This is a genomic window from Gordonia sp. SMJS1 (assembly GCF_029866425.1).
In the GTDB taxonomy this organism is placed as follows: domain Bacteria; phylum Actinomycetota; class Actinomycetes; order Mycobacteriales; family Mycobacteriaceae; genus Gordonia; species Gordonia hongkongensis.
Map to the genome: position 1 here is coordinate 2,792,842 of NZ_CP123381.1, position 22,905 is coordinate 2,815,746.

19 protein-coding genes, 2 pseudogenes and 1 other annotated feature are annotated in these 22,905 nt (G+C 66.5%); of the genes and pseudogenes, 7 read left to right on the forward strand and 14 right to left on the reverse strand.

Annotation, left to right across the window (positions count from 1 at the left end; translation table 11 throughout):
• Positions 1-151: 151 nt before the first annotated feature.
• Entirely contained in the window at positions 152-1,087 is a 936-nt protein-coding gene (locus QAD21_RS12740) for a M23 family metallopeptidase (protein ID WP_055477282.1), read from the forward strand.
• An 18-nt stretch (positions 1,088-1,105) separates the two neighbouring features.
• Here the strand turns inward: QAD21_RS12740 and QAD21_RS12745 are convergent, their stop codons facing one another.
• From QAD21_RS12745 to QAD21_RS12775, 7 genes are all read right to left on the reverse strand, one after another.
• Positions 1,106-1,453 (reverse strand): metal-sensitive transcriptional regulator, encoded by a 348-nt coding sequence (locus QAD21_RS12745; RefSeq protein ID WP_005195356.1) that lies wholly within the window; start codon positions 1,451-1,453, stop codon positions 1,106-1,108.
• On the reverse strand, positions 1,450-3,612 hold the full coding sequence (locus tag QAD21_RS12750; RefSeq protein WP_055477281.1) for a heavy metal translocating P-type ATPase: 2,163 nt from the start codon (positions 3,610-3,612) through the stop codon (positions 1,450-1,452). Before QAD21_RS12750 ends, QAD21_RS12745 begins: the two co-directional genes overlap by 4 nt.
• Positions 3,609-5,966, reverse strand: coding sequence for a heavy metal translocating P-type ATPase (locus QAD21_RS12755; protein WP_055477280.1), 2,358 nt, complete (start codon positions 5,964-5,966; stop codon positions 3,609-3,611). The genes QAD21_RS12750 and QAD21_RS12755 overlap by 4 nt, the downstream gene beginning before the upstream one ends.
• Positions 5,967-6,028: 62 nt before the next feature.
• On the reverse strand, positions 6,029-6,988 hold the full coding sequence (locus QAD21_RS12760) for a hypothetical protein (protein WP_007239618.1): 960 nt from the start codon (positions 6,986-6,988) through the stop codon (positions 6,029-6,031).
• Between the two features lie 92 nt (positions 6,989-7,080).
• The gene (locus tag QAD21_RS12765; protein WP_005195294.1) at positions 7,081-7,287 is read right to left on the reverse strand and encodes a heavy metal-associated domain-containing protein; all 207 of its coding nucleotides are present in this window, start codon (positions 7,285-7,287) and stop codon (positions 7,081-7,083) included.
• 103 nt (positions 7,288-7,390) lie between these two features.
• Entirely contained in the window at positions 7,391-8,659 is a 1,269-nt protein-coding gene (locus QAD21_RS12770; RefSeq protein ID WP_055477279.1) for an MFS transporter, read from the reverse strand.
• 3 nt (positions 8,660-8,662) lie between these two features.
• The gene (locus QAD21_RS12775; RefSeq protein WP_165630007.1) at positions 8,663-9,799 is read right to left on the reverse strand and encodes a PLP-dependent cysteine synthase family protein; all 1,137 of its coding nucleotides are present in this window, start codon (positions 9,797-9,799) and stop codon (positions 8,663-8,665) included.
• Positions 9,800-10,042: 243 nt separating this feature from the next.
• On the opposite strand from QAD21_RS12775, the gene QAD21_RS12780 reads away from it, so the two are divergent.
• Genes QAD21_RS12780 through QAD21_RS12790 form a run of 3 tightly spaced genes read left to right on the forward strand, consistent with a single transcriptional unit; the run spans position 10,043 to position 12,427 of the window.
• Entirely contained in the window at positions 10,043-10,777 is a 735-nt protein-coding gene (locus QAD21_RS12780) for a response regulator transcription factor (protein ID WP_055477338.1), read from the forward strand.
• A complete protein-coding gene (locus tag QAD21_RS12785; RefSeq protein ID WP_055477340.1) occupies positions 10,767-11,999 on the forward strand; it encodes an ATP-binding protein in 1,233 nt (410 codons plus the stop codon). Before QAD21_RS12780 ends, QAD21_RS12785 begins: the two co-directional genes overlap by 11 nt.
• A 47-nt stretch (positions 12,000-12,046) precedes the next feature.
• A complete protein-coding gene (locus tag QAD21_RS12790; RefSeq protein WP_005180013.1) occupies positions 12,047-12,427 on the forward strand; it encodes a BlaI/MecI/CopY family transcriptional regulator in 381 nt (126 codons plus the stop codon).
• 53 nt (positions 12,428-12,480) lie between these two features.
• Here QAD21_RS12790 and QAD21_RS12795 read toward each other — a convergent pair whose 3' ends face one another.
• Positions 12,481-12,810, reverse strand: a complete 330-nt coding sequence (locus QAD21_RS12795; RefSeq protein ID WP_005180014.1) for a hypothetical protein — start codon at positions 12,808-12,810, stop codon at positions 12,481-12,483.
• A gap of 139 nt (positions 12,811-12,949) precedes the next feature.
• Positions 12,950-14,232 (reverse strand): annotated as a pseudogene (locus tag QAD21_RS12800) (IS3 family transposase).
• Positions 13,826-13,954: a sequence feature (AL1L pseudoknot), on the reverse strand. Its footprint overlaps the pseudogene before it by 129 nt.
• 987 nt (positions 14,233-15,219) lie before the next feature.
• Here QAD21_RS12800 and QAD21_RS12805 point away from each other — a divergent pair.
• Together QAD21_RS12805 and QAD21_RS12810 are read left to right on the forward strand one after the other, a co-directional pair.
• On the forward strand, positions 15,220-15,402 hold the full coding sequence (locus tag QAD21_RS12805; RefSeq protein ID WP_055476917.1) for a DUF1508 domain-containing protein: 183 nt from the start codon (positions 15,220-15,222) through the stop codon (positions 15,400-15,402).
• 519 nt (positions 15,403-15,921) lie between these two features.
• Positions 15,922-16,453 (forward strand): annotated as a pseudogene (locus QAD21_RS12810) (transposase); the annotation flags it as partial.
• 119 nt (positions 16,454-16,572) lie between these two features.
• On the opposite strand, the gene merB reads toward QAD21_RS12810, so the two are convergent.
• The 3 genes from merB to merA are packed head-to-tail and all read right to left on the reverse strand — an operon-like array spanning position 16,573 to position 19,166.
• The gene (gene merB / locus QAD21_RS12815) at positions 16,573-17,214 is read right to left on the reverse strand and encodes an organomercurial lyase MerB (RefSeq protein ID WP_005179592.1); all 642 of its coding nucleotides are present in this window, start codon (positions 17,212-17,214) and stop codon (positions 16,573-16,575) included.
• 5 nt (positions 17,215-17,219) lie between these two features.
• Positions 17,220-17,705 carry a MerR family transcriptional regulator gene (locus QAD21_RS12820; protein WP_280359641.1) on the reverse strand — a complete coding sequence of 162 codons (486 nt, stop codon included), beginning with the start codon at positions 17,703-17,705 and terminating at the stop codon, positions 17,220-17,222.
• Between the two features lie 24 nt (positions 17,706-17,729).
• On the reverse strand, positions 17,730-19,166 hold the full coding sequence (gene merA, locus QAD21_RS12825) for a mercury(II) reductase (RefSeq protein ID WP_055476916.1): 1,437 nt from the start codon (positions 19,164-19,166) through the stop codon (positions 17,730-17,732).
• A 124-nt stretch (positions 19,167-19,290) separates the two neighbouring features.
• Between merA and QAD21_RS12830 the strand changes: the two genes are divergently transcribed.
• Positions 19,291-19,668 (forward strand): metalloregulator ArsR/SmtB family transcription factor, encoded by a 378-nt coding sequence (locus QAD21_RS12830; protein WP_005179587.1) that lies wholly within the window; start codon positions 19,291-19,293, stop codon positions 19,666-19,668.
• Positions 19,669-20,280: 612 nt separating this feature from the next.
• On the opposite strand, the gene QAD21_RS12835 is transcribed toward QAD21_RS12830, so the two are convergent.
• On the reverse strand, positions 20,281-20,505 hold the full coding sequence (locus QAD21_RS12835; RefSeq protein ID WP_223374213.1) for a hypothetical protein: 225 nt from the start codon (positions 20,503-20,505) through the stop codon (positions 20,281-20,283).
• 132 nt (positions 20,506-20,637) lie between these two features.
• Positions 20,638-22,893 carry an MMPL family transporter gene (locus QAD21_RS12840; RefSeq protein ID WP_039994351.1) on the reverse strand — a complete coding sequence of 752 codons (2,256 nt, stop codon included), beginning with the start codon at positions 22,891-22,893 and terminating at the stop codon, positions 20,638-20,640.
• Positions 22,894-22,905 lie beyond the last annotated feature (12 nt).

Genomic DNA, 22,905 nt, shown 5'->3' on the forward strand with positions numbered 1-22,905 from the left:
CGCAAACAAAGCCGCTAATGCCTGATTAGTTCGCTTCGTAGTGGAGCCGCGTGTGACTGGTGGGGCACAAGTGACTTGTGGTGTGATCTCGCGGGTACACGCATGGCACTCGTGCGTGGGTCTACGACGTCCGCGGGAAAGGTCCGACCGCATGCAGATGGTGTTGACATCGCTACGGGTCAAGGCGGGGCAGCAGTGGGGCCCCAAAGCGCTGGGGGTGGCAGCGGCGGTGTGCGTGGGCGTTGCGCCTGTGATTGCCACCGCACCGGCGGCGGCCTCGACCGATGGACATGTGGCCGGGGAGTTGATCGCGATCGTGCAGGACTCGGTGAAGGCCGCTTTGGGTGGTGCCGCGGCGGCGAATTTGGGGAAGCCGATCACGCAGGCGGCGTCCTGCCTGGGCGCTCAGGCCCAGTCGGGCAGTGTCGGCGATGCGGGCAGTGTGGCCGCGCTGCAGTGCTTCGGAACGTTTTCGCTCATTGATCCGATAGACGGGTTCCGGATCATCGACGCGTTACCGCTGGCTCGGCTGGTGGCCACCCTGATCGCCGCGATCGTGCCGCACGATCCGAACGAGCCGCATGGCCCCCAGCCGCAGGAACCCGGAACGCCGACGCCGCTGCTGCCCGGTAGTGGCGGTGCGGTGGCGCCGACTGCGGGTGAGATCACGTCCACCTTCGGTGACGGACGGGGCCATCAGGGCATTGATATCGGCAATGATCTGGGTGCGCCGATTGTCGCTGTGGCTGACGGGGAGGTCATCACCTCCGGACCTGCCGAGGGGTTCGGGTTGTGGATGCGGATCCGGCACGATGACGGCACGATCACCACCTACGGCCACAACGACGAGAATCTGCTCGAGCAGGGCGCGCGAGTACGGATGGGGCAATCGATCGCCACGGTGGGCAACCGTGGGGTGTCGACCGGCCCGCATCTGCATTTCGAGGTTCTCGACCCGACGGGAGTCAACGTTGATCCGGCACAGTGGCTGGCCGATCGTGGGGTGGTTCTGGCGATGGCCGCTGATGCCGACGCCCGCGCGCCGGGGCCGGTGGTGCCGCAGTGGGTCGGCGAACCACGCCTGTGACGAACCCGGTGTGGTGGGTCAGGAACGAACGAGGCGAGCGATGGCCGCCGAGGCTTCAGCGATCTTCTCCTGCGCCTCGTCCCCGCCGGCGTGGGCGGCATCGAGCACACAGTGGGTGAGATGGTCGTCGAGCAAACCCAGCGCGACCCCCTCCAGCGCCTTGGTCAGCGCCGAAATCTGGGTCAGGATGTCGATGCAGTACTGCTCCTCGTCGACCATCCGATAGATACCTCGGGATTGCCCCTCGATGCGCTTGAGGCGGGCCAGGTATTTGCCCTTGTCGCTGATGTAACCGTGGGAAGAGTGTTCCGAGGCAGAGGATTCTTCCGGGGTGGAGGATTGTCCCGGTGCGGACGCAGCGGTCATGGACTCACCTTCTCAGTGGATCGCGGTCGGTTGTGCTGCAGTGCACGCACTGTACTCGCGCCTGGGTGCAGGTCGAGTCGGCGTAACAGTTGCGCGTTGAGTGCGACCACGACCGTCGAGGCTGACATCAGGATCGCTCCGACCGACATCGGCAGGACGAACCCGATGGGCGCGAGAATTCCGGCGGCCAGCGGTACCGAGATCAGGTTGTATCCCGCTGCCCACCACAGGTTCTGCTTCATTTTTCGGTAGCTGGCGTCCGACAGCTCGATGACCGACAGCACCGAGCGGGGGTCGTCGCTGGCGAGGATGACCCCCGCCGAGGCGATCGCGACGTCGGTGCCGGCCCCGATCGCGATGCCCACATCGGCTTGGGCCAGGGCGGGGGCGTCGTTGACGCCGTCGCCCACCATCGCCACCTTGCGTCCTTCGTGCTGCAGTTCGGCCACCTTGCTGGCTTTGTCTTCCGGGCGTACACCGGCGAACACCCGGTCGATACCGAGGTCGTGAGCGACGGTGTGCGCCACTGCTTCGGCGTCGCCGGTGATCATCACGACCTCGACCCCGCGGGCGTGCAGCGCCTCGACGGCTTGGCGGGATTCCCCGCGCACCTCGTCAGCGAGTTTGACAGCTCCGATCAGCTCAGTGTCGCGGGTGACATGCAGGATGATTGCGCCGTCGGCGCGCCAGCGATCAGCGATGGCCAGTTCCTGATGGCCCTGTTCCTCGAGCATGCGGGGCCCGCCCACCCGCACTGTGGCGCCCTCGACGCGAGCGGTCACACCGACCGCCGGTGACGAGGTGAAGTCGGTGGCCGCGGGAACCGGCTGGGCGCGGTCGCCGGCCGCTGCGACAATTGCTCGCGCCAGCGGGTGCTCGCTGTCGGCTTCGGCGCTGGCGGCCAGGGTGAGCACGGTGTCCTCATCGACGCCGTCGGCGGCCGCGATCTCGATGACGGTGGGCTCACCCTTGGTCAGGGTTCCGGTCTTGTCGAACAGCACCGCATCCACAGTGCGCATGGCCTCAAGTGCCAACCGGTCTTTGACCAGCACGCCGCCGCGGGCGGCGCGTTCTGTGGCAATGGCCACCACCAGGGGGATAGCCAAGCCGAGTGCGTGCGGGCAGGCGATGACCAGCACGGTGATGGTTCGAATCACCGCCTGGTCGGGTTGGCCGATGACCGTCCACACGATGGCGGTGATGATCGCTGAGCCGAGCGCGAACCAGAACAGCAGCGCTGCGGCGGAATCGGCCAGCCGCTGGGCGCGGGAGGTGGAGTTCTGCGCGTCTGCCACCAGGCGCTGAATCCCGGCCAGCGCCGTGTCGTCGCCGGTGGCGGTGATCTGGACCCGCAGCCCCGAGTCGGTGGCCACCGTGCCGGCCACCACCTGATCGCCGATGCCGCGGCGCACCGTGCGCGATTCTCCGGTGACCATGGATTCATCGAGCTCGGCCGAGCCGTCTACGACGCGACCGTCGGCCGGGACGCTGGCCCCGGGGCGCACGATCACCACATCTCCGACCTGCAGCTCACTGGGAGCAACGGTGGTGATGTGGTCGCCCTCGACGCGTTCGGCCTCATCGGGCAGCAGCGCGGCCAGCGAGTCCAGGGCCGAGGTTGTCTGGGCCAGCGACCGCATCTCGATCCAATGCCCCAACAGCATGATCACGATGAGCAGGGCCAGTTCCCACCAGAAGTCCAGTTCGTGGTGCAACACACCGATGCTCGCACCCCAGGACGCCACGAAGGCCACCGTGATCGCCAAGGCGATCAACAGCATCATTCCCGGTGCGCGCGACCGCAGTTCTGCAGAGGCGCCTACCAGGAACGGCCGCCCACCCCAGCAGTACATCACCGTACCCAGCACCGGTGAGACCCACTTCAACACTTCACCATCGGGTAGGTCATAGCCGATGAGCATCGCGAACATGGGCGAAAAGGCCACGACCGGCACAGCCAGGGCCAGCATGATCCAGAACAGCCGCCGGAACTGCCCGACGTGATCACCATGCCCCCCATGCCCAGCGTGATCATGGTCTGCGCGGGCGCGCTCAGCATGGTGATCGTGGTGGTTGTGTGACGCTGCGGCGAGTTGGCCGTGGTGGCGTTCATCGGCGGCGTCGTGACCGACGTGCTCAGGGGAAGAGTGCTCGTTCATGCCGCTACCTTATACCCCTGGGGGGTATACGTCGAGGGGTTGGTGGGTGGAACTGTGGACGATGAGTGGGGCGGGCTGGTGAAGGCGCGCAGCCGCAGGCTGTTGCTGACGACGAACACGCTGGACAACGCCATGGCGGCCCCAGCCAGCATGGGGTTGAGCAGTCCCAGCGCGGCCAGCGGTATCGCGGCGACGTTGTAGGCGAATGCCCAGAACAGGTTCATTTTGATCGTTTTCAGAGTGGTGCGTGCCAAGGCGATCGCGTCGGCGGCAGCGTTGAGGTCGCCGCGGACCAGGGTGATGTCGGCGGCATGCATGGCGGCGTCGGTGCCGGTGCCCATCGCCAGCCCGAGATCGGCGTGGGCCAGGGCAGCGGCGTCGTTGACGCCGTCGCCGATCATGGCCACAACCTTGCCGTCGGATTGCAGGTCGGTGATGACGGCGGCTTTGTCGGCCGGCAAGACGTTGGCGATGACGGTGTCGATCCCGACCTCAGCGGCGACGGTGTCGGCGACGGTCTGGTTGTCGCCGGTCAACAGGATGGGCGTCATACCCAGTGCGGCGAGCCGGGCGATGGCGTGTGCGCTGGTGGGTTTGATCGCATCGGCGACCGCCAGGACCGCATGGGCGCGGCCGTCCCAGGCGACGAGTACGGCGGTCTGTCCGGCTTCTTCGGCGGCGGTCTGCGCCTCGTTGAGGTGGGGGTCATCCACGGCGATGCCGTGTTCGGCCAGCAGCGTCGGACGCCCGACGGTGACCACACGTCCCTGGACCGTGCCGCGCACGCCTCGACCTTCGAAGCTGCGGAAGTCTTCGACCTCGTCGAGCTGTCCGACTTCGGCGGCTGCACCAGCAGCGATGGCGGCCGCGACGGGGTGCTCGGAGGCATTTTCCACCGCTCCAGCGAGGGCGAGCACGTCGGCGCGAGTGGTGGTGGGGGAGGTGGTGACCTGGACGAGTGTCATCTGGCCCGTGGTGACCGTGCCGGTTTTGTCGAGGACAACGGTGTCGATGGTTCGGGTGGATTCCAGGACTTCGGGGCCTTTGATCACGATGCCGAGTTGGGCTCCGCGGCCGGTACCGACCAGCAGTGCGGTCGGGGTGGCCAGTCCCAGCGCGCAGGGGCAGGCGATGATCAGCACAGCGACCGCGGCGGTGAACGCCGCTTGCAGGGGATAGCCGGCGCCGATCCACGCGCCGAGGACTGCGATGGCGACGGCGATGACCACCGGCACGAAGACGCTTGAGATCCGGTCGGCCAGTCGCTGGGCGTGGGCTTTGCCGGTCTGGGCGCGTTCGACCATCGCGGCCATTTGCGCGAGTTGGGTGTCCGCTCCCACGCGGGTCGCCCGCACCCGCAGGTGCCCGCCGGCGTTGACTGTCCCGCCGGTCACGGTGTCGGCGGGGGCGACCTGGACTGGCATCGACTCGCCGGTGACCATGCTGGCATCGACTGCCGAGGTGCCGGACACCACCACACCGTCGCTGGCGATCTTCTCGCCGGGGCGCACATTGAACTCGTCGTCAATGGCGAGCTCGCCGATCGGGATCCGATGCTGGTGGCCGTCCCTGATCACTGTGACGTCTTTGGCGCCCAGCTCCAACAAGGCCCGCAACGCCGCACCGGCTTGCCGTTTGGACCGCTTCTCGAAGTATCGGCCGGCCAGGACGAACATCGTGACCCCCGCGGCGACCTCGAGGTAGATGTTGCCTGCACCGTCAGAGGCGCTGACCGTCAGGGTGAATCCGTGGGTCATGCCTGGTTGTCCGGCGGTGCCGAAGAACAACGCATACAACGACCACAACAGCGCCGCGGTGGTGCCGACCGAGATGAGGGTGTCCATGGTGGCCGCACCGTGGCGCAGGTTGAGCAACGCGGCGCGATGAAACGGCCATGCCGCCCACACGATCACTGGCGCGGCCAACGTCAACGACGCCCACTGCCAGTAGGTGAACTGCAACGCCGGGACCATTGCCAGCGCGATCACCGGTACCGAGAGAACCACCGCACCGATCAGTCGGTGACGCAAGGCCACGAGCTCCCCGTCGTCGTCCGAAGGGTCATCGTCGGGGGCGGCACCTTTGGTGGGAGTGGCGGGCAGCGCAGCGTGGTATCCGGCCTGTTCGATGGTCTCGATCAGCAGGTGTGGGTCGACACCGGCGGGTGCGCTGACGTGAGCTTTTTCGGTGGCGTAGTTCACCGAGGCGCTCACTCCGTCGAGTTTGTTCAGTGTGCGTTCGATGCGTGCCGCGCACGATGCACACGTCATGCCCGACACGGCGAGTTCGACATCGACGGCGCCTGTCTGCTCGGCGGTGGCCGCAGGTGGGTGGATCGGAGCTGAGGTGGTCATGGGGGAGTTCCTCGTGGGTGAATGCCTCGGCGCAATGCCCCGGGGTGGCGCTGGTCAGCGAGTTAGTGTCCGGCGTGCGGATCGGCCGAGGGGGCCGTGGAGTCAGGTGTCGGGGCAGGGGTGCCGGTGGGGGCATCGAGAACGAAGGTGGCGGTGTGCACAGCGCCGTCGACCTGGAAGTCGAGGTAGAGCAGATAGCGGCCCGGGGTGGGGGCGGTGGTGGCGAAGCGGACCTGTGGTCCCGCTAGTTGACCGGCGGTCGGTGCCACGCCCTCAGGGTGAACATGCAGGTAGGCCAGGTCGCCTTGACGCAGGGCCACCAAGTGACCGAAAGCGCCCAGATACGGCTGCAGGGTGGTAACCGGTTGTCCTGCTCGGCGCACGGTGACGGTCAGTTCGGACTCGGCGCCCGCGCGCAGATGACCGGCCAGCTCGATGTCGAACCCGTCGACGGATGACTGTCGTGATTCGGCGGTGGGTGGGGCCGGCTGGTAGTCACCGCTGACTTCGACGGTGCTGGTGAGGGTGAGGGGTTGGCCGGTGGCGGCGGGCACGAAGTCGGCGTAGATCCGGTAGCTGCCTCCCGTCGCCCACTGCCAGGGCAGCGTCCAGCGCCCTTCGGGCGAGAGGGTGGGGTGCACGTGTCGGAAGTGGGTGCCATCCGCGCGGACGACGATCAGGTGCAGCTGCTTGTCGTGCTCGGTGGCGAAGTCGGTGACCGCGGTCCCGGCGGCATCGAGGATCTCAAAGCTCAATGGAGCCTGCACCCCGGACGCATGGGGTGCCACCACATTCCCCAGGATGAAGCCGGCTGCTGCCATCGAAACTCCGCGAACCTGATCGGCCCCCGGAGACGAGGCGGATGTTCGCGACTGTGGTGCAGCATTGTGATCGGCATGGGCGGACTCAGCCGGGGAGGTCGACGCCCTGTCGGGAGCGACACCAGCGGCGATGGCGTACGCCGCAGCGAAAACTATCAGCAGGGCCGCGGCGAAGACGCCGAGCTTGGTTGGAACATTCATCGTTGGATTCCTGTCATCGGTGGTGGCGACACCCACGCCGCCCGGGAGAGGCTGAAGTCGCCAGTGGGGCAGACACTTCAGCCCCTCGTCGGCTACTGCGCCAGGTGGTAGCCGGCCTCTTCGATCGCGCCGCGGATCGCGTCGGCCTCGATCGGGGCCGAGCTAGAGATGGTGACTCGCCCGCTGGCCACGTCGACGTCGACGTCAGTTACGCCGGCCAGTGCGCCGACTTCTTCACGCACCGACGCCGCGCAGTGCCCACACGTCATTCCGGAGACGATCACTGTCGATGTGCTCATGAGATGTGCCCTTTCGGTACAGCAGTGGTGCCAACGACCCTCAGGGGGTCTGTCGCTGTGGCGTCTCGCCACACCACCGTTATACCTTACCCCCCTAGGGTAATCAATGGGTTGTGGTGGGCTGAGCTTCGGTGGGGGCGGCGACACTGAGCCATCCGCGGCGGTGCAACAGCAACAGGGCAGACGCCGCCGCCATGCCGGTGAGGACTAGAGCGATCCACACCAGTTCGGGCATGTCGCGGGTGGTGGCCGCGCTGAACAGCCACCCGGTCGCGGCGTTGCCGAGCAGAATCCCGATCCCGACGATGGTGTTGTAGAGCCCGTAGTGGGTGGCGACAAGCGTGCCGCGGGCCAGTCCCACCACCGTGTCCATTTCGAATGGGAACACTGCTGCGGTGGCGGCGGCGAGCAGAGCTGCGGTGAGTAGCAGGGCGGCGATGTTGAGGGCGATGTTGCGCTGATGCGTTGCGGTGCTGGCGACTAGGGGCAGGAAAGCTGCAGCCATCAGCGTCATTCCCACGCTCAGGCTGCCGGTGCTGCCCCAGCGGTTGCCGAACCATGTGGTGATGCGTAGCTGGCCGGCGATGGCCACCAGACCGGTCACCACGAACATTGCGGTGACAACACTGGTGGCGAGGGTGGGGTTGTCTGCTATGCGGTCGGCATGTAGGGGCAGGGCGAGGTAGACCTGGAAGGACAGCACGTAAGAGCTGGCCATCGCCGCAGCGAAGAGCAGGAATCGCCGGTTACGGACGACGCTGCGCCAGTCCTGAATGATTGAGGTGCTGCTCGGGGCCGGTGCTGTTGCGGGTAGCGCTTTGATCTGCACGAGGGTCAGGACCGCGAAAACTGCTGCCGCACAGAGAGAGGTGAGCCGGAAGTCCAGGGCGGTCAGGGCTAGTCCGACCAGCGGCCCGAGCAGGATCCCGGCCTGGTAGAAGACGTTGAACACGGCGAATGCTTCGATGCGCCGCTCACCGGCGTCGGCGGCCAGGTAGGCCCGTACGGCGGGGTTGAACAGCGCCCCGGCGAATCCCGTTGCCGCCGAGGCGATCAGGATCGCCGGCAGCGAACTGACCAGGGCCAGTAGGACGAATCCGATGACCCTCATCAGGCATCCGGCGATGATGAGCGGTTTGTAACCCCAGCGGTCAGCGAGTGTTCCCCCGATCAGGAACATGCCCTGTTGGGAGAAGTTGCGTATCCCCAGGACCAGGCCCACTGCCCATGCGGCCAGGGCCAGCGGGCCGGCGAGGTAGGCGGCGAGGTAGGGCATGAGCATGTAGAAGCCGAGATTGATGGTGAACTGATTGACCATCAGCACTTGGCTGGGGCGATCGAAGCTGCGGAAACTGCGGTAGATGCGTCGCATAGATCAGCTCGTGGGCTCGGCGTGCGGCACGCAAGTGGGGTCGATGATGGTAGGGCACCGCGTCCAGCTGCTCGCGACCTGAGTGAGCGGATCGCTGATGGTGCGGGGTTCAGTGGGCGGCGCCGGGGCGCCGATCAGGTCGTGAGCGCGGCAGTACTCATCGTTGTAAATGGTTCCGTAGTAGCGAGCGGGGCCATCGGGGAACACCGCCGCGATGCGCGTATCGGCCGAACGAGTACGCGCCAGCCAGCCCGAGACCAGGGCCACCGCGCCCACGCTCCAGCCGCCGGTGGCGTAATGCGTGGCGGCCAGGGTGCGACATGCCCAGACTGCCTCGGCCGGCGCCACCCAGTGCACCTCACTGAACTGGTCATAGGCAACGTTACGGGGGTAGATACTCGAGCCGAGTCCCCGCATAATCCGTGACTGTGCCGGCTGGCCGAAAATCGTCGAGCCAATGGTGTCTACGCCCACAACCTCCAGCTCAGGGTTGAACTGCCGCAGAGTATGAGCCACACCGGCTGAGTGCCCACCGGTGCCCACCGAGCACACCAGCACATCGATATGTCGCAGCTGCGCGATCAACTCCACACCCAACGAGCTGTAACCGGTCACGTTGTCGGGATTGGAATACTGGTCGGGACACCACCCAGCCTCGTCACGCTCGAGCAAGGTGCGCACGCGGTCGCGGCGGGCTTGTTGCCAACCCCCGCCCGGATGGGGATCGCTGACGACATCGACCTGGGCGCCGTAGGCGGCGAGCATCTGCCGCAAGATCGGTTCCAGTCCCGGATCGGTCACCAAGGTCACCGGATGCCCGAACACGATGCCCGCTAATGCCAGGCCTAATCCCAGTGTCCCACTAGTTGATTCGATGATCCGCGCCCCCGGGGCCAGCTCTTCACGGGCGCGGGCGCGTTCCACCATGTGCAGCGCAGGCCGGTCTTTCATACCCCCGGGGTTGAAGCCTTCCAGCTTGGCCCAGAAGCCGCGCCCGTGCTCGGCGAAGGGTTCCTCGATGCGCAACACCGGGGTGCCGCCCACCAGCTGACGACTCAGCCCAGCACGGGGCGACGCGGCTTCGGCGGGGAAGGTAGTGGCGAATGGATCACTGGTGGTGAGGCTGTAAGAGACAGTCACACGGGCATCCTCTGCGTTGTTGAACAGGACGCCGCCGGGCAGAAATCAGATCATCAGTGTGAGAGGGAACTGTGTCGTAACGTTCCACCCGGCGACACCGCCACCTTGCCCACCGAACCTCAAGGCTGATCGGCAGCGTGGATCAAGATCTGCTCAAGAACGCCCACGAGGTTGGATGATCGTGTAGACCACCGCCACCATAGGAGCGTGCCCCAAGATCGCAACGTCGTCGACGACCTCCATATGCCGGTGGTCCGACCACCGCACGGTCTGCACGCCCTGGTGATCGAAGATGAGCCCGACATTGCCGAAGTCGTTGCTGACTACCTGCAGCGCAGCGGATTCACGGTCACCGTTGCGCCCGACGGCCAGGAGGGAGTCGCCGCCGCACGCACGGCGAGTCCGGCAGTAGTCATCCTCGACCTGGGCTTGCCGTCACTCGATGGCGTCGAGGTCTGTCGACAGTTACGCACCTTCACCAACGCCTACATCGTGATGGTCACGGCCCGCGCGGACGAAGTCGACACAGTCGTTGGCCTGTCGGTGGGGGCCGATGACTACCTCACGAAACCATTTCGCCCTCGTGAGCTGATGGCGCGCATCGACGCCATGCTGCGCCGACCACGGCCGACCCCAACCGGCGAGTCGCACCCGCGGACGATAGGGGAGCTCACCCTCGACCCTCAGGGTCGTGAAGTCCAGGTGCAGAGCACACCCGTGGAGCTGACTCGGACTGAGTTCGACGTTCTCGAAGCGCTCACGCGGCGGCCCGGTGTTGTGTTCAGTCGAGAGCAACTGCTCACCGAAATCTGGGGACCCGACTGGGTCGGCGATGCCCACGTCGTCGAAGTCCATGTCGCCAGTCTGCGCCGCAAACTCGGTGACAGCGCCGTAGCCGGCCGATTCATCCGCACCGTTCGCGGAGTGGGCTACCGGATGGGTGACGGCCAACCTCGAGGAGCCAGCGATGAACGATGAACGTCGACGGTTACGTATCCCCGGCAGCTTCGGCTCCCGGCTCATGCTCGCTCAAGCTATCGTCATCGCCGGCGGCGGCATCAGCGTCGCGATCGTGGCACTATTCGTGGCTCCACACACCTTCCACGACCACCTCGGCCAAGCTCGCCTCGAGCCAGGGTCAGTTCAGGCCGACCATGTCGAAGCCGCGTTCACTTCCTCGATCGTCGTCTCAATGTCTGCCGCATTGATCACCTCGACGATCCTGGCCACGGCCGTCAGCTGGTTCCTGGCTCGCCGCGTACAACAGTCAGTCGCCAGTGTCGCCCGCTCAGCCGTGGCTATTGGCGCCGGCAACTACCGCACGCGCGTACCCGATCGCCAGCTCGGCACCGAGTTCACCCAGCTCAGCCGAGCTATCAACCAACTTGCACAACGGCTGGATTCACAAGACGACATCCGTAAGCGGATGCTGTCAGACCTTGCCCACGAACTGCGCACCCCACTGACCACCATCGGCGCGATCACCGACGCCATCGAAGACGGAATCCGGGCTCCCGACTCACAGACCTTTGACGTCGTGCGCACCGCCACCACCCGCCTGCAGCGTCTCGCCGAGGACATCGCGACCGTATCCAGCACCGACGAGCATCAGATGCCCCTCCACCCGGCGACGATCACTGTCAACGAACTGCTCATCGCGACCTACGAAGAAGCCGCCGACCTGTTCACCGACGCCGAAGTCACGCTGGGCATCGTCACCACCGCCGCGCGCGTACACATCCATGTCGACGCCGAACGAATGAGCCAAGTACTGCTCAATCTGCTCACCAACGCGCTGCGACACAGCTCCCCGGGCCAGCGAGTCGTAGTGAAAGCCGACACCGCCCCGGCACACGCGGTGCGCATCAGCGTCGTCGACTGCGGTGACGGCATTCCCCCTCAACACCTTCCACACATCTTCGACCGCTTCTACCGCACCGACTCCTCACGCACCAGAGACGCCGGCGGCAGCGGAATCGGCCTCACCATCGCCCGCTCTATCGTCGAAGACCATGGGGGCACCTTGCTCGCCGAAAGCCTGGGAGCCGGACACGGAGCCACCTTCACCATCACGTTGCCGACCACCACCCGACGTCACATCCACCGCAGCACCCCTGGAACCGAATTCTCCGTGGCCTTCAAACACCGCACGCGTCGCGGCGCTGCCGATGCGCTCCAACGGGACCAAGCTACTAACTGAGGTAGTCCGTCGTAAGATTGACCCGCATCTAGAGATGGTGGGTGAAAATGACTGGGCTGGGTTCACTGGAACGCGCAGTGATGGACGTGCTGTGGTCAGCCGGTGCGGCGATGTCGGTGCACGACCTAGTCGAGGAACTCCACGACCGCGAACCGGCCTACACCACAGTGCTCACCGTCGTCACCAACCTGCACAAAAAAGGGTTCGTCGGTCGAGAAAAAGTCAGCCGCGCCTACCGGTACTTCCCCATGCAGACCCGTGAAGAGGCCACCTCACGCACCTTGCGTCAGGTCCTCGACGCCAGCGGGGACTCCGCGGCAGTACTGATGCACTTCGCCCAGACCGTGACACCCGCCGAGCGTGAAGTGCTCAGCGAATACCTCACCCTTAAACCTCGCCACACCCGCGGCGGCGGCACCAAAGCCTAAGCCATAGAAACCCTCCGACAAGGGAAACTCCGGCGAGGCCCAGGCCCGACTACTCAACCGGTCGCGCGCCCCTTGACTGCTGGGAGTAGACGCGCCACCAGCGCACCGGCCACACCCGCAGCGAAGGCCGCAGCACTCAGAGCCGACACCCAGTCGTGCACATCCACAGCGGTCAGCACCCGCAGCTCAACCGGATCACCGCGCCCGACTCCTGAGCGGGGGTCGGATGGCACGAGATCCGACGTTCGGAGCAGCATCACCAGCCAGAACGCGGCCACCGCCTCAAACATCACCACAGCAAGACCCACCGCACGGGAGATCGTACGGGCAGGACCGCGCGGGCCGAACCGACCCGCACGCCGCACCTCGACACCGTCAGTCATGCCCAACCATCTCCTCAGCACACCCGCATCACACCCCACTTCTACTAACCACCTTCGTATTCTGTGGCCATCGGGCGTGGGCGCCGGGAACGAGGGTCTCGAAGCAATCTGAATCGCCCCGGGTTTGCTGGGGGCTCGTTTACTTGGTTCCAGCGACTGCCGGGACCGGGTTCTCACGGTAGCTGGTGACTGTGTGGGTCGACCAGTAGGTGGTCTCGTACTCGACGGGTGGGACGTGCCCGATCTCGCCGTGCAGGCGGCGGTGGTTGAACCAGTCGATGTACTCGGCGACGGCGATCTCGACCTCGCCGACACCGCCCCAGCCACCGCGAGGGCGCATGACTGGGTTACGGATACACTCGGCCTTGAACAACGAGTTGAACGCCTCGGCCATCGCATTGTCGTACGAATCACCCTTGGAGCCAACAGAAGTCACTGCGTCTGCTTCGGCGAGACGTTCGGTGTAGCGGATGGCTCGATACTGCACTCCGCGGTCGGAGTGGTGAATCAGCCCGGCCACGCCCTGGCCGGCACGCGACCGCGCCCACAACCCCATATCCAAGGCGTCGAGCGCGAGGTCGGTGTGCATGGTGGTCGAGACCTGCCAGCCCACGACCATCCTTGAGAAGACGTCGAGGATGAACGCGGCATACACCCACCCCGAGTGTGTGCGGATGTAGGTCAGGTCCGCCACCCACAGCGCGTTGGGCGCCGCCGCGGTGAACTGCCGTTCGACACGATCGGCCGGCTGCGGAGTTTCGGCCCCCTCGCTGTGCGTGGTCTTCCGCGTCTTGGATCTCGTTATCCCCTGCAGCCCATCAGCTTTCATCAACCGCTCGACGGTGCACCGGGCCACGCCGATACCCTTTCTGCGTAGTTCGGCGTGGACTTTGCGGGCACCGTAGACGCCGAGATTGTCGGCATGCACGGTGCGGATCTCACCGAGGATCTCGCGGTCACGGACCACCCGTGGCGCCTCGACTCGTCGAGAGCTCAGATGGGCTCGGACTGTGGACGGAGCGATCTGGGCGGCCGTGTCGCGCAGGGCCGCGCAGATCGGATCGACTCCGTGTTCGTCGCGGAAAGCGGCGACGAACTCCACGATCAACGCTGTGGGCGGTCGATCTCCGCCGCAAAGAAAGCTGATGCCTGCTTCAAGATGGTGTTCGCCCGCCGCAACTCCCGGTTCTCCCGTTCCAGCTGCGCGATCCGCTCAGCCTCGCTGGTCGTGGTCCCCGGGCGGTCCCCGCCATCGATCTCGGCCTGCTTGACCCAGGTGCGAAGCGCCTCCGGGTGCACACCGAGTTGATCGGCGATCCGTTTGAGCGCCCCTGGTCGCGTGGCTGGGTCCTTGCGGGCCTCCACCGCCATCCGCGTCGCCCGCTCCTTCAGCTCAACGCTGTACTTCCGTGGTGCTGCCATGCTCTCCATCCTTCACAGATTCGAGAGCCTCCGACAAACCCGGGGCGTTTCAGGCGATTGATGACCCTCGATCTCGTGGACCTTTCCCCACCCTCGCGGGCAAAGCTCACAGATCCAGTTCTCGGACGCGCGCCGCTGGCTTGTCACGTCGACCAACCAAGCGACGCAAACCGACATTCTGCGGCAACTGAGGATTGAGGCTGATCCGAATGGTCCCACTTGAGCAGAGCCGCGCAACCACACGCCTGCAGGGGCTACTGCTCGCCCTTGAACTCGATCGGCACCGGCTGTTAATACGCGCTCGGCTCGACACCCGGGCGCGACGACCGCGCGACGCAGCCGGTGACCACGCAGACCTAGCAGAGGTCGTCGAGTTGTTGACCGCACTCGTCACAACATATCGTCTGAATGAGCTGTACCCCTTCGACGCCGTCCGCGAAGCGCGCAACACCTCCCACCGCGCAAAATACCTACTCGCCGCCATCGGCCCGAAGTCGAGCGGGCGGCCGAAATTATCCAGGGGCGAGGAGCTGTGTCCCCCCGGAAATTAGTAGTGCGGGCGGCTGAAAGACTCGCTCTCACGGCGGAGAGATCCAGCTTGGCACTACACGTCTCTGGCGGGCCCAACCATCACCGCGCCATCCACAATCTCGACATCGCGCTCAATCGTCTACAGATTTTGCGGACTCATCGAGACCTGGCGCCTGGATCATACTCGGTCTGCACACTCGGCGAGAGACGTGAACGGCAGGCGTGGTGACCGCCGCGCCCGCTGGTGTCAGGATTCGTCACCTAACGACGGATGGTACCGATGAATAAGAATGAGATACCGGCATCGCCGACGCCGCACATCCAGCGTTGTGCAGGACCGCAAGGCCAGGGACAAATCAGCACCGGATCAGGTCTCGAGGGGAGAAGTCGAGCCCACGGTCGCGCATATTCGATTTGTAGTGACTGCGGCACTCCCGACCGGAAGGAACCCCAACGATGGCCGCGAAGTTCGAACTGTTCACCGACGAGGCCCGGCAAGAACCGTTTCCATCTGAAGCAGCCAACGGCGAAATCATCGCCGCCAGCCACGCATATGAGTCGAAGGCCTCAGCGCGAACCGGGATCGAGTCGGTCAAACACAACGCCGGCGACGCCACAGTCGACGACCAGACCACCTAGGCACCACACAGTCGCGCACTACTCATGTCGACCGCAGTCCAAGGACTGAACCTGCCCATTCGACCACGGACCAGACTCACTCACCGGCATCGAGTGGATCGAACGACTCAATCGCATACATGCCCATTTCCATCCGAAAGAAGGACTCGCTCTACACCCTGTCGACGCTCGCACTTGACCCCCACGATCTGACCGCGGCGCTCTGACACTCTCCACCCGTTCCGACAGAACTCGAGGCGCAGCCACCGTTGCAGACGTCGCCTACGACAATGGGTTTGCTCATGTGGCACGGTTCGCGGCCGCCTACAAAGCCGCCTACGGTGAAGCCCCTATCTTATGTCAAGTAAGCCCCTGCATATTGCATCAGATGCAACACGTGGCCTGAGATCCGTCATTTGGATGTCAGTTGGCGACCTGGGGATTCGTCACTCGTGTCAGTAGCGCTCGTCACCGGAGTCATCTACCCGTGCGTATCTCGAGCGCGCACCGCCACCCTGACTCTCGATCTGTAGATCAGCGGATGCCTTCGGCCGCCAGGCCCTCGCGCTGCTGGGTGGCGTCGATGCTGAATGCGCCGCCGTGGATCAGCTCACCGAGGCCACTACCGAGGCATTCCAGCAGTACCCCGACTACGCGGTGATCACCAGTTTTCCTGGCCTGGCTGACCTCTCCGGCGCTCGGGTGCTCGGCGAGATCGGCGACGACCGCGAGCGGTTCACCGACGCCCGTTCGCTGAAGGACCTACGCCGGTTCTGTGCTGATCACGCGGGCCTCCGGGCGCAGCATCTCGATTACCCGCCGCGTGGTGAAGAACAACCGACTCAACGCTGCAGGATTCCTTTGGGCGTTCGCCGCGATGGCGAAAGCCGGCGCACCCCAAGACCATTAACGCCGAGGACGCGACCGCGGCGATCGGCACGCCGCTGCGCTTCGGCACCTCTTCGACCGCTTGCTCGGGCAGCTCCACTACTGCTTGCAAACCGGTCAGCACTACGACCCGATCAAGGCGTTCGGGCCCGCTCAGGACGCGTCCTTCGAGATCGCGGCTTGACCTCTTGGTGTGATCGGAGGTCTTCTTCGGCGCGTTCAAGACCGATATCGACGCCGAACTCGCCCAGCTCGGCCCGACCGGGTACCGGCCCTTGTGGGTGCGCGACACCCTGTTCTGAGTCAGCAGCACGGCGCCTCGCCGGCCGGGTCGATGAGCGCCTCGGCCAGTGGGCGTGCGAGCTGGGTGTAGGCGTCGGCGACCGGTAGCACGGTCATCCCAGGATGCTCGGATCGCCACTGCTCGGCGGCGTCGGGAGTGGCCAGGAACATCTGCGGATTGCAGCAGGTGGCGCGGACCTGCCCGCCCCGGATCCCGGCGGGGTCGACGAAGGCCACCATCGCGGCGGCCGGTTGCAGGTCGGTGACTCCCGTGACTGGATCGACGGTCAATCGCACGGCGCTGACGGTAACCGGGCACTCGGATTCGACGTGTGCGCTCGCCCCGATCACGGCGGGGAAGACGAGCGTGTCGGGCGCACACCAGGTGTAGAGCTGATGGCCTGCGACGGTGAATCGGTGCGGGGTCGGATTCAGGGTCAATCCCCACCCGAGGACCCGGCCCTGCTCGTCGTATTCGATGTCGGCGCCGATCGGTGTCTCTTCGAGATCTCCGGCGTCGACACCGGCTGCGGCCGCCAACTCCGTGACGGTGACCGGCGCTCCGTGGGCCAGCAGCCGCAGCGCGGCCCGCAGCAGCGCCCGGTCACGGTCGGCTGGTGCGATCGTGGCGAAAACGTCGGCGGGAATGGAGTCGGTGCTCATGAGAGTCAGCCTTTCCGAGAATGCGTCGGGTGCGATGTCGATGACGGTAGGGTCTGCCCGGGGGCAGAGTCAAGCCCGCGTCGGGCATCGGCACGGACCTCGGTCCAGCACACATCGTCGGCGGCCCACCGCGCACGGTGGATGCTGGTGAAGTCGTCGATGCGGTCGAGGATCTGCTGGGCGTCGCTGATCCGGCGGTGCAGCCGCTGTCGCGACCGCTCCAGTAGCTCGGCCAGACGCGCGCCGACCGCTCCGTCTCCACTATCGACGGCGTCATCGGTGAGCTGGCAGATCTCGGCGATGGTGAGCCCAAGCCCGCGCAGCTCGCCGATGAACCGCACACACCACAGTGCGTCATCGGTGTACAGGCGGTAGCCGGCCGCGCTGCGCCCCAGGGTGTGGATGAGCCCGAGGTCGGTGTATTCACGCAACGCCTTCACCCTCACCCCGGTCCGCGCCGACAACACGCCGATCGTCATGTGCCCGTTCATCTCGGCCTTTCCTGGAGGAGATCGTCAGCCTGCGCAGCAGGACAGTTTCGTCACGTCGGTGGTGAAGGTCTGGGCGGTCAGTTTCAACGCTTCGGCCATGGTCAGATACGGCGCCCAGCTGTGGGCGAGCCGGTCGACGGTCATACCCGCGGTCATCGCGTATCCGGCGGCGGTGATCAGGTCTCCGGCACCCTCGGCCAGCGCGTGCACGCCCAAGATCCGGCCGGTATCGGCGTCGGCGACGATCTTGGCCAGGCCACGGGTATCGCGATTGACCAGCGCCCGCGCCACACTCGACAACGCCAGCGTCCGGCACCGGCACCGGTATCCGGCCGTCACCGCCTCGGCCTCGGTGAGCCCCACGGCGGCGATGGCGGGGCTGGTGAACGTCAGCCGCGGCACTGTGGCGTAGTCCAGGACCCGATCCGCGTCGGCGAACGCGTTGTCGGCCACCAGCGTTCCCTGCGCGGCGGCCACATACACGAACTGCGGGCCCCCGGCCACGTCCCCGGCCGCCCAGATCCGGGCATTGCCGGTGCGCTGACGGTCATCGACGATCACCGCGCCGCGCCCGTCGACACCGACCCCGACCGCCTCCAGGCCCAGCCCCGCGGTGTTCGGGCGGCGACCGGTCGCGACCAACACGTGTTCGGCCCGCAGCTCGCTGACCCCGGCCCGAGTGCGCACGCTCACCAGCTTGTGGCCGCCACCGGCCAGGACCTTCTCGACGGTGGCCGCGGTCAACACGGCGATATGCTCATCGGCGAAGACAGCCTCGATCGCGGCCGAGATTTCCGGTTCCTCGCCCGGCGCCAGCCGCCCCAGGGCCTCGATCACCGTCACCCGGGCGCCGAGGCGGGCGAACAACTGGGCTTGTTCGAGCCCGACAGTGTTGCCGCCGATCACGATCAGCGACTCCGGGAGCCGCTTCAGGTCCATGGCGGTGGTCGAGGTCAGATACCCGGCCTCGACCAGACCGTCGATCGGCGGGATCCACGGCGTCGCACCGGTCGCGATCAGGTAATGGCCAGCCTCGATCACCCGGGTCCCGCCGTCGTTCGCTCCGACCCGCAACCCCGGCGCCGCACTCGTGCCGTCGAACACTGCCGTGCCGGAGACGATCTCCCACCCGTACTCGCCCGCCAGCTCGATGTACTTGTTTGCCCGCAGCTGCGCGACCAGCGCGTCCTTACCGGCGATCAGGCCCGGAAAATCCAGCGGCACCGCAGCGGCACCCAGGCCGGGAAACCGGTCGGCGGCGGCTGCGGCGTGGCGGGCCTCCGCGGCGGCCAGCAACGTCTTCGACGGCACACACCCGACGTTCACGCAGGTGCCACCGACGGTGTCGCGCTCGATCATCACCACGGACCTGCCGTGGCCGACCGCGGCGATAGCGGCGGCGAACGCCGCCGAACCGGACCCGACGATCGCCAGATCCGGACGGGATTGTGTCGTGGCCACGCCTGCCTCCTGAGGGGTTGAGCAACCGCGTCGCCAGCCAACGGCTGCTATTCGCATTGACGAATACCTACAGGGCTCATACTATGCGCTTAAGCGAATAGTTCAAGTGGTGTGGAGGTGCCCCATGTCCCGGTCCACGACCGCCGTGCCCGGCGACGAGCTGGCGTGCACACATCTGGATACGACGGCGAAGTTCTTTCGCGCCCTGTCGGATCCGACCCGGTTGAAGCTGCTGGAATACATCCTCGCCGGCGAACGCACCTCGGCCGACTGCGTCGCGCACGCCGGCATCTCCCAGCCGCGGGTGTCGGTGCACCTGTCGTGTCTGGCCGATTGCGGATACATCGTCGCGCGCCGCGACGGCAAGAAGCTGCGGTACACGGTCGGAGACCCGCGCGTGGCCGAACTGGTGCTGCTCGCCCGGTTGCTCGCGGCCGACAACGCCGCCGCCCTGACGTGCTGCACCCGCATCGACCAGGTACCGGACGGTGACCGGACATGAACGCCCTCGACAGCCCTCACGTCTCGGCAGCCGCTCACCGTCGGCGGGTTCACCGCGGCTGGGACTGGGTGTCAAGCTCGCCGAGGTCGATGCCGAGCTCGCCGAACTCACCGCGGTCCGGCGACACCCTGGCCGCCGCGCTGGCGGCCGGACGCGAAGACCTGCTCGAGCGCAGCGAATCCCCCTGCTGCCCTGTCCCATCGACACCGAACCCAGCGCCAGGCAGCGGTGGCTCGGCGAGCTGCGGGGGAGGCCGTTGTGGCTGCTGCGACCTAGACACGCCGCTGGCGGGCTTGCATCGGGACCGCGGCACTGCTGCCTGGGCTGTTGCGCGGTGGTGCCCCGCTGCTGATCGCGGCCGTAGCACTGAGCAGCGGCACGCTGCTGGTGAGCCTGTCATGGCTCCAACCGCTCGGATTCGCCCATCGGACTCGGGCTCCTCGGACTGATCTGGTCCCGCCAATGACTCGCGCCCGCGGCTGCGATGAGGGCTGCGCAGCCACACCTTCCGGCGACGCGGGCACTCCGGCCCGCACCACCGCCGCGACCTGGCTCAGGCCGTCACCGAGTTTGGCGCCTGCGAGGCCACCACGGTGATCAGCACCGTAGCCATCAACGGCGCCATCGCCGGTGCTCACCGCGCGCCGAGACCCGCTGCCCGGTCCCGGCGCGCGGTACACCTGGGGTGAGCCACGCCAGCGTCAGTGGGATGACGATCAACACGAGGAACGCTTCCAGGAACGGTCCGGCCTCCACGAACTCGGCCAGATCCGACGTAGAGCCGCAGCTGGTGGCAGGGACACCGCTCCGCCGCGCCAGCTGGGTAATACGCATCATCACCACCCCGCGACCCTGAACCTTCGACTCGACTCGAAGGTCAGACCGGCCGTGACGGTTGCCCCCGAGGGCGGTGTGGCCCCGGCGGCCGGTCCCGTGTCCGCGACGAATCAACCTGGTCTGATCGCCGCGCTACTCAGCGGCGGCCCGTGGTGCGCGAGTGTTGGGTGGGCGAAACCTGAGGGCGGGCAGCCACCAGTTCCAGCCGCCGAGCAGGCGCATGAGGGCGGGGACGAGGACGAGGCGGATGAGGACGGCGTCGATGGCGACGGCGACGGCAAGGGCGAGTCCGAGTTGTTTGAGTTCGAGGATGTCGGCGGTGAGGAAGCTTGCGAAGATGGCGATCATGATCGCGGCGGCCGCGGTGATGGGGCGTGCGGTGTGGGTGAGCCCGGCCGCGACGGCGCGCTGGTTGTCGCCGCTGGCGTCCCAGTATTCGCGGATGCGACGAATCAGGAACACCTCGTAGTCCATCGAGAGCCCGAACAGTAGCGCGAACACCACGGTGGGTAGGTAGACCTGCACGAATCCGGGGCTGGTGAAGTCGAGGACATTCTCGCCCAGACCCCACTGGAACACCGCGACGGTGATACCGAGGGCGGCGCCGGTGGCGAGCAGGTTCATCGCGATGGCCTTGAGGGGTAAGGCGATACTGCGGAAAGCGGCGATGAGGAAGACCAGCGAGGCGGTCAGCACCAGGGCTACGACCAGCGGAAGTTTGGTGGTCATTTCGTCGGAGAGATCGACGAATTCGGCGGTGCTGCCGCCGATGCGGATCTCGGCTCCGGCTGCGCCGGCGGCTGTGTTGCGCAGGTCGCGGACGAGGTCGGTGGCGGCCATCGAGTCGAAGGTGACCGAGGGGATCGCCATCGCGAGCATTCGACCGTCATTGAGCTGGGCGGGCAGGACGGTGTCGATGCGGGCGTCGCCGTCGATCTCGGTCAGGAATCGGTTGACCCGTGCTTCGGCGTCTGCGGTGAGTGGGGTGTCGCTGGGGCCGGTGGCGATGATCTCGACCGGGGAGAGTGCTCCGGGCGGGAAGTTGGTGTTCAATGCGGTGCTGGCGCGTCCGGTCGGGGTGTCGTCGAGGGCGGTGGTGCCCATGTCGAGGCCGTAGCGGATCCCGAATACCGGCAGCGCGGCGAGGACCAGCACCGCTGCGGCCGCGGTGCCGAAGAGGACGGGTCGGCGCATGACGAGATACGCCCAGCGCGCCCAGCGGCCACCGAGAACGCCGGGAGCGTCGGTGGCGCTGTCGGCAGGGCGCCAGCGGGCCGGGAGACTACCGCGGTTGACAGCCGGGCCCAAGGCGGCGAGCAGGGCGGGTAGCAGGGTGACGGCGACGGTGAGCATACTGGTGACGGCGGTGGCGACGCCGATGGCGATGCCACGGAAGATCGGTGCCTGGATGATGATCAACGCGCACAGCGAGATCATCACCACCAAGCCCGAGACCAGAATCGTTTTGCCTGCTGTGGCGAGGGAGCGACCGACGGCGCCGCTGATCGCGGCATGGTCTGGCCCGGTGTGGTGGGTGAGTTCTTCGCGGAAGCGGCTGACGATGAACATCGCGTAGTCGATACCGACGCCGAGGCCCACCATGGTGGCCATGGCCACGGTCAGCGAATCGAACGCGGTCACAGCAGTGAGGGTGAACAACACTCCGACCGCGGTCAGCATCCCGGCGATGGCCACTGCGATCGGGACCGCCGCTGCGGCCAGGGCGCCGAGGGCGAGGACGAGCAGGACCAGCGCGACCGGGATGCCGATTGCCTCGGCGCGGGCCAGGTCGGCGTTCTGCAGTTCGGTGGCCGCGTTCTGTACCGCCGAGTACCCGGTGACCCCTACGTCGATGGAATCGTCGCCGGTGGTGGCGATGGCGTCTTGCAGGTCGCGCGCGACTTTCGCGCGTTCGGCCATGTCGCCGTCCATGCCGGCGAGCGCGATCGCGACGTGACCGTCGGCCGAGATCTGGGATCCGGGCAGCCCGTCGTAGGGGCCGACGACGTCGACCACGCCCTCGACCGCGGTGGCGGCGGTGATCGTGCGAGCCACCGCTGCACGGAACTCGGCGTCGGTGGCGGTGACCGCGCCAGACTGCAGCACGATGACCGCCTGTTCCGTACCGAACTGCGGGAAGTGCCGGGCAACCAGGCGATCCACCTCGGTGGACTCCGAGCCCTCGACACCGAAATCCATCGCACCGAGCCGGTTCTCGAGCAGCGGGTAGGCCACCGCGCACACCACCAGCAGCAGTCCCCAGACCGCCAGGACCGCACGTCTGCGCCGGGCCATCAGAACGCCCCACCGATATAGCACTCCGGGCGAGCCCGGCGGCGATGGTTGCTGAGGCGAGTTCTCGACGACGGCGGACTTCTGCTGGTTCACGCGTCCTCCCTC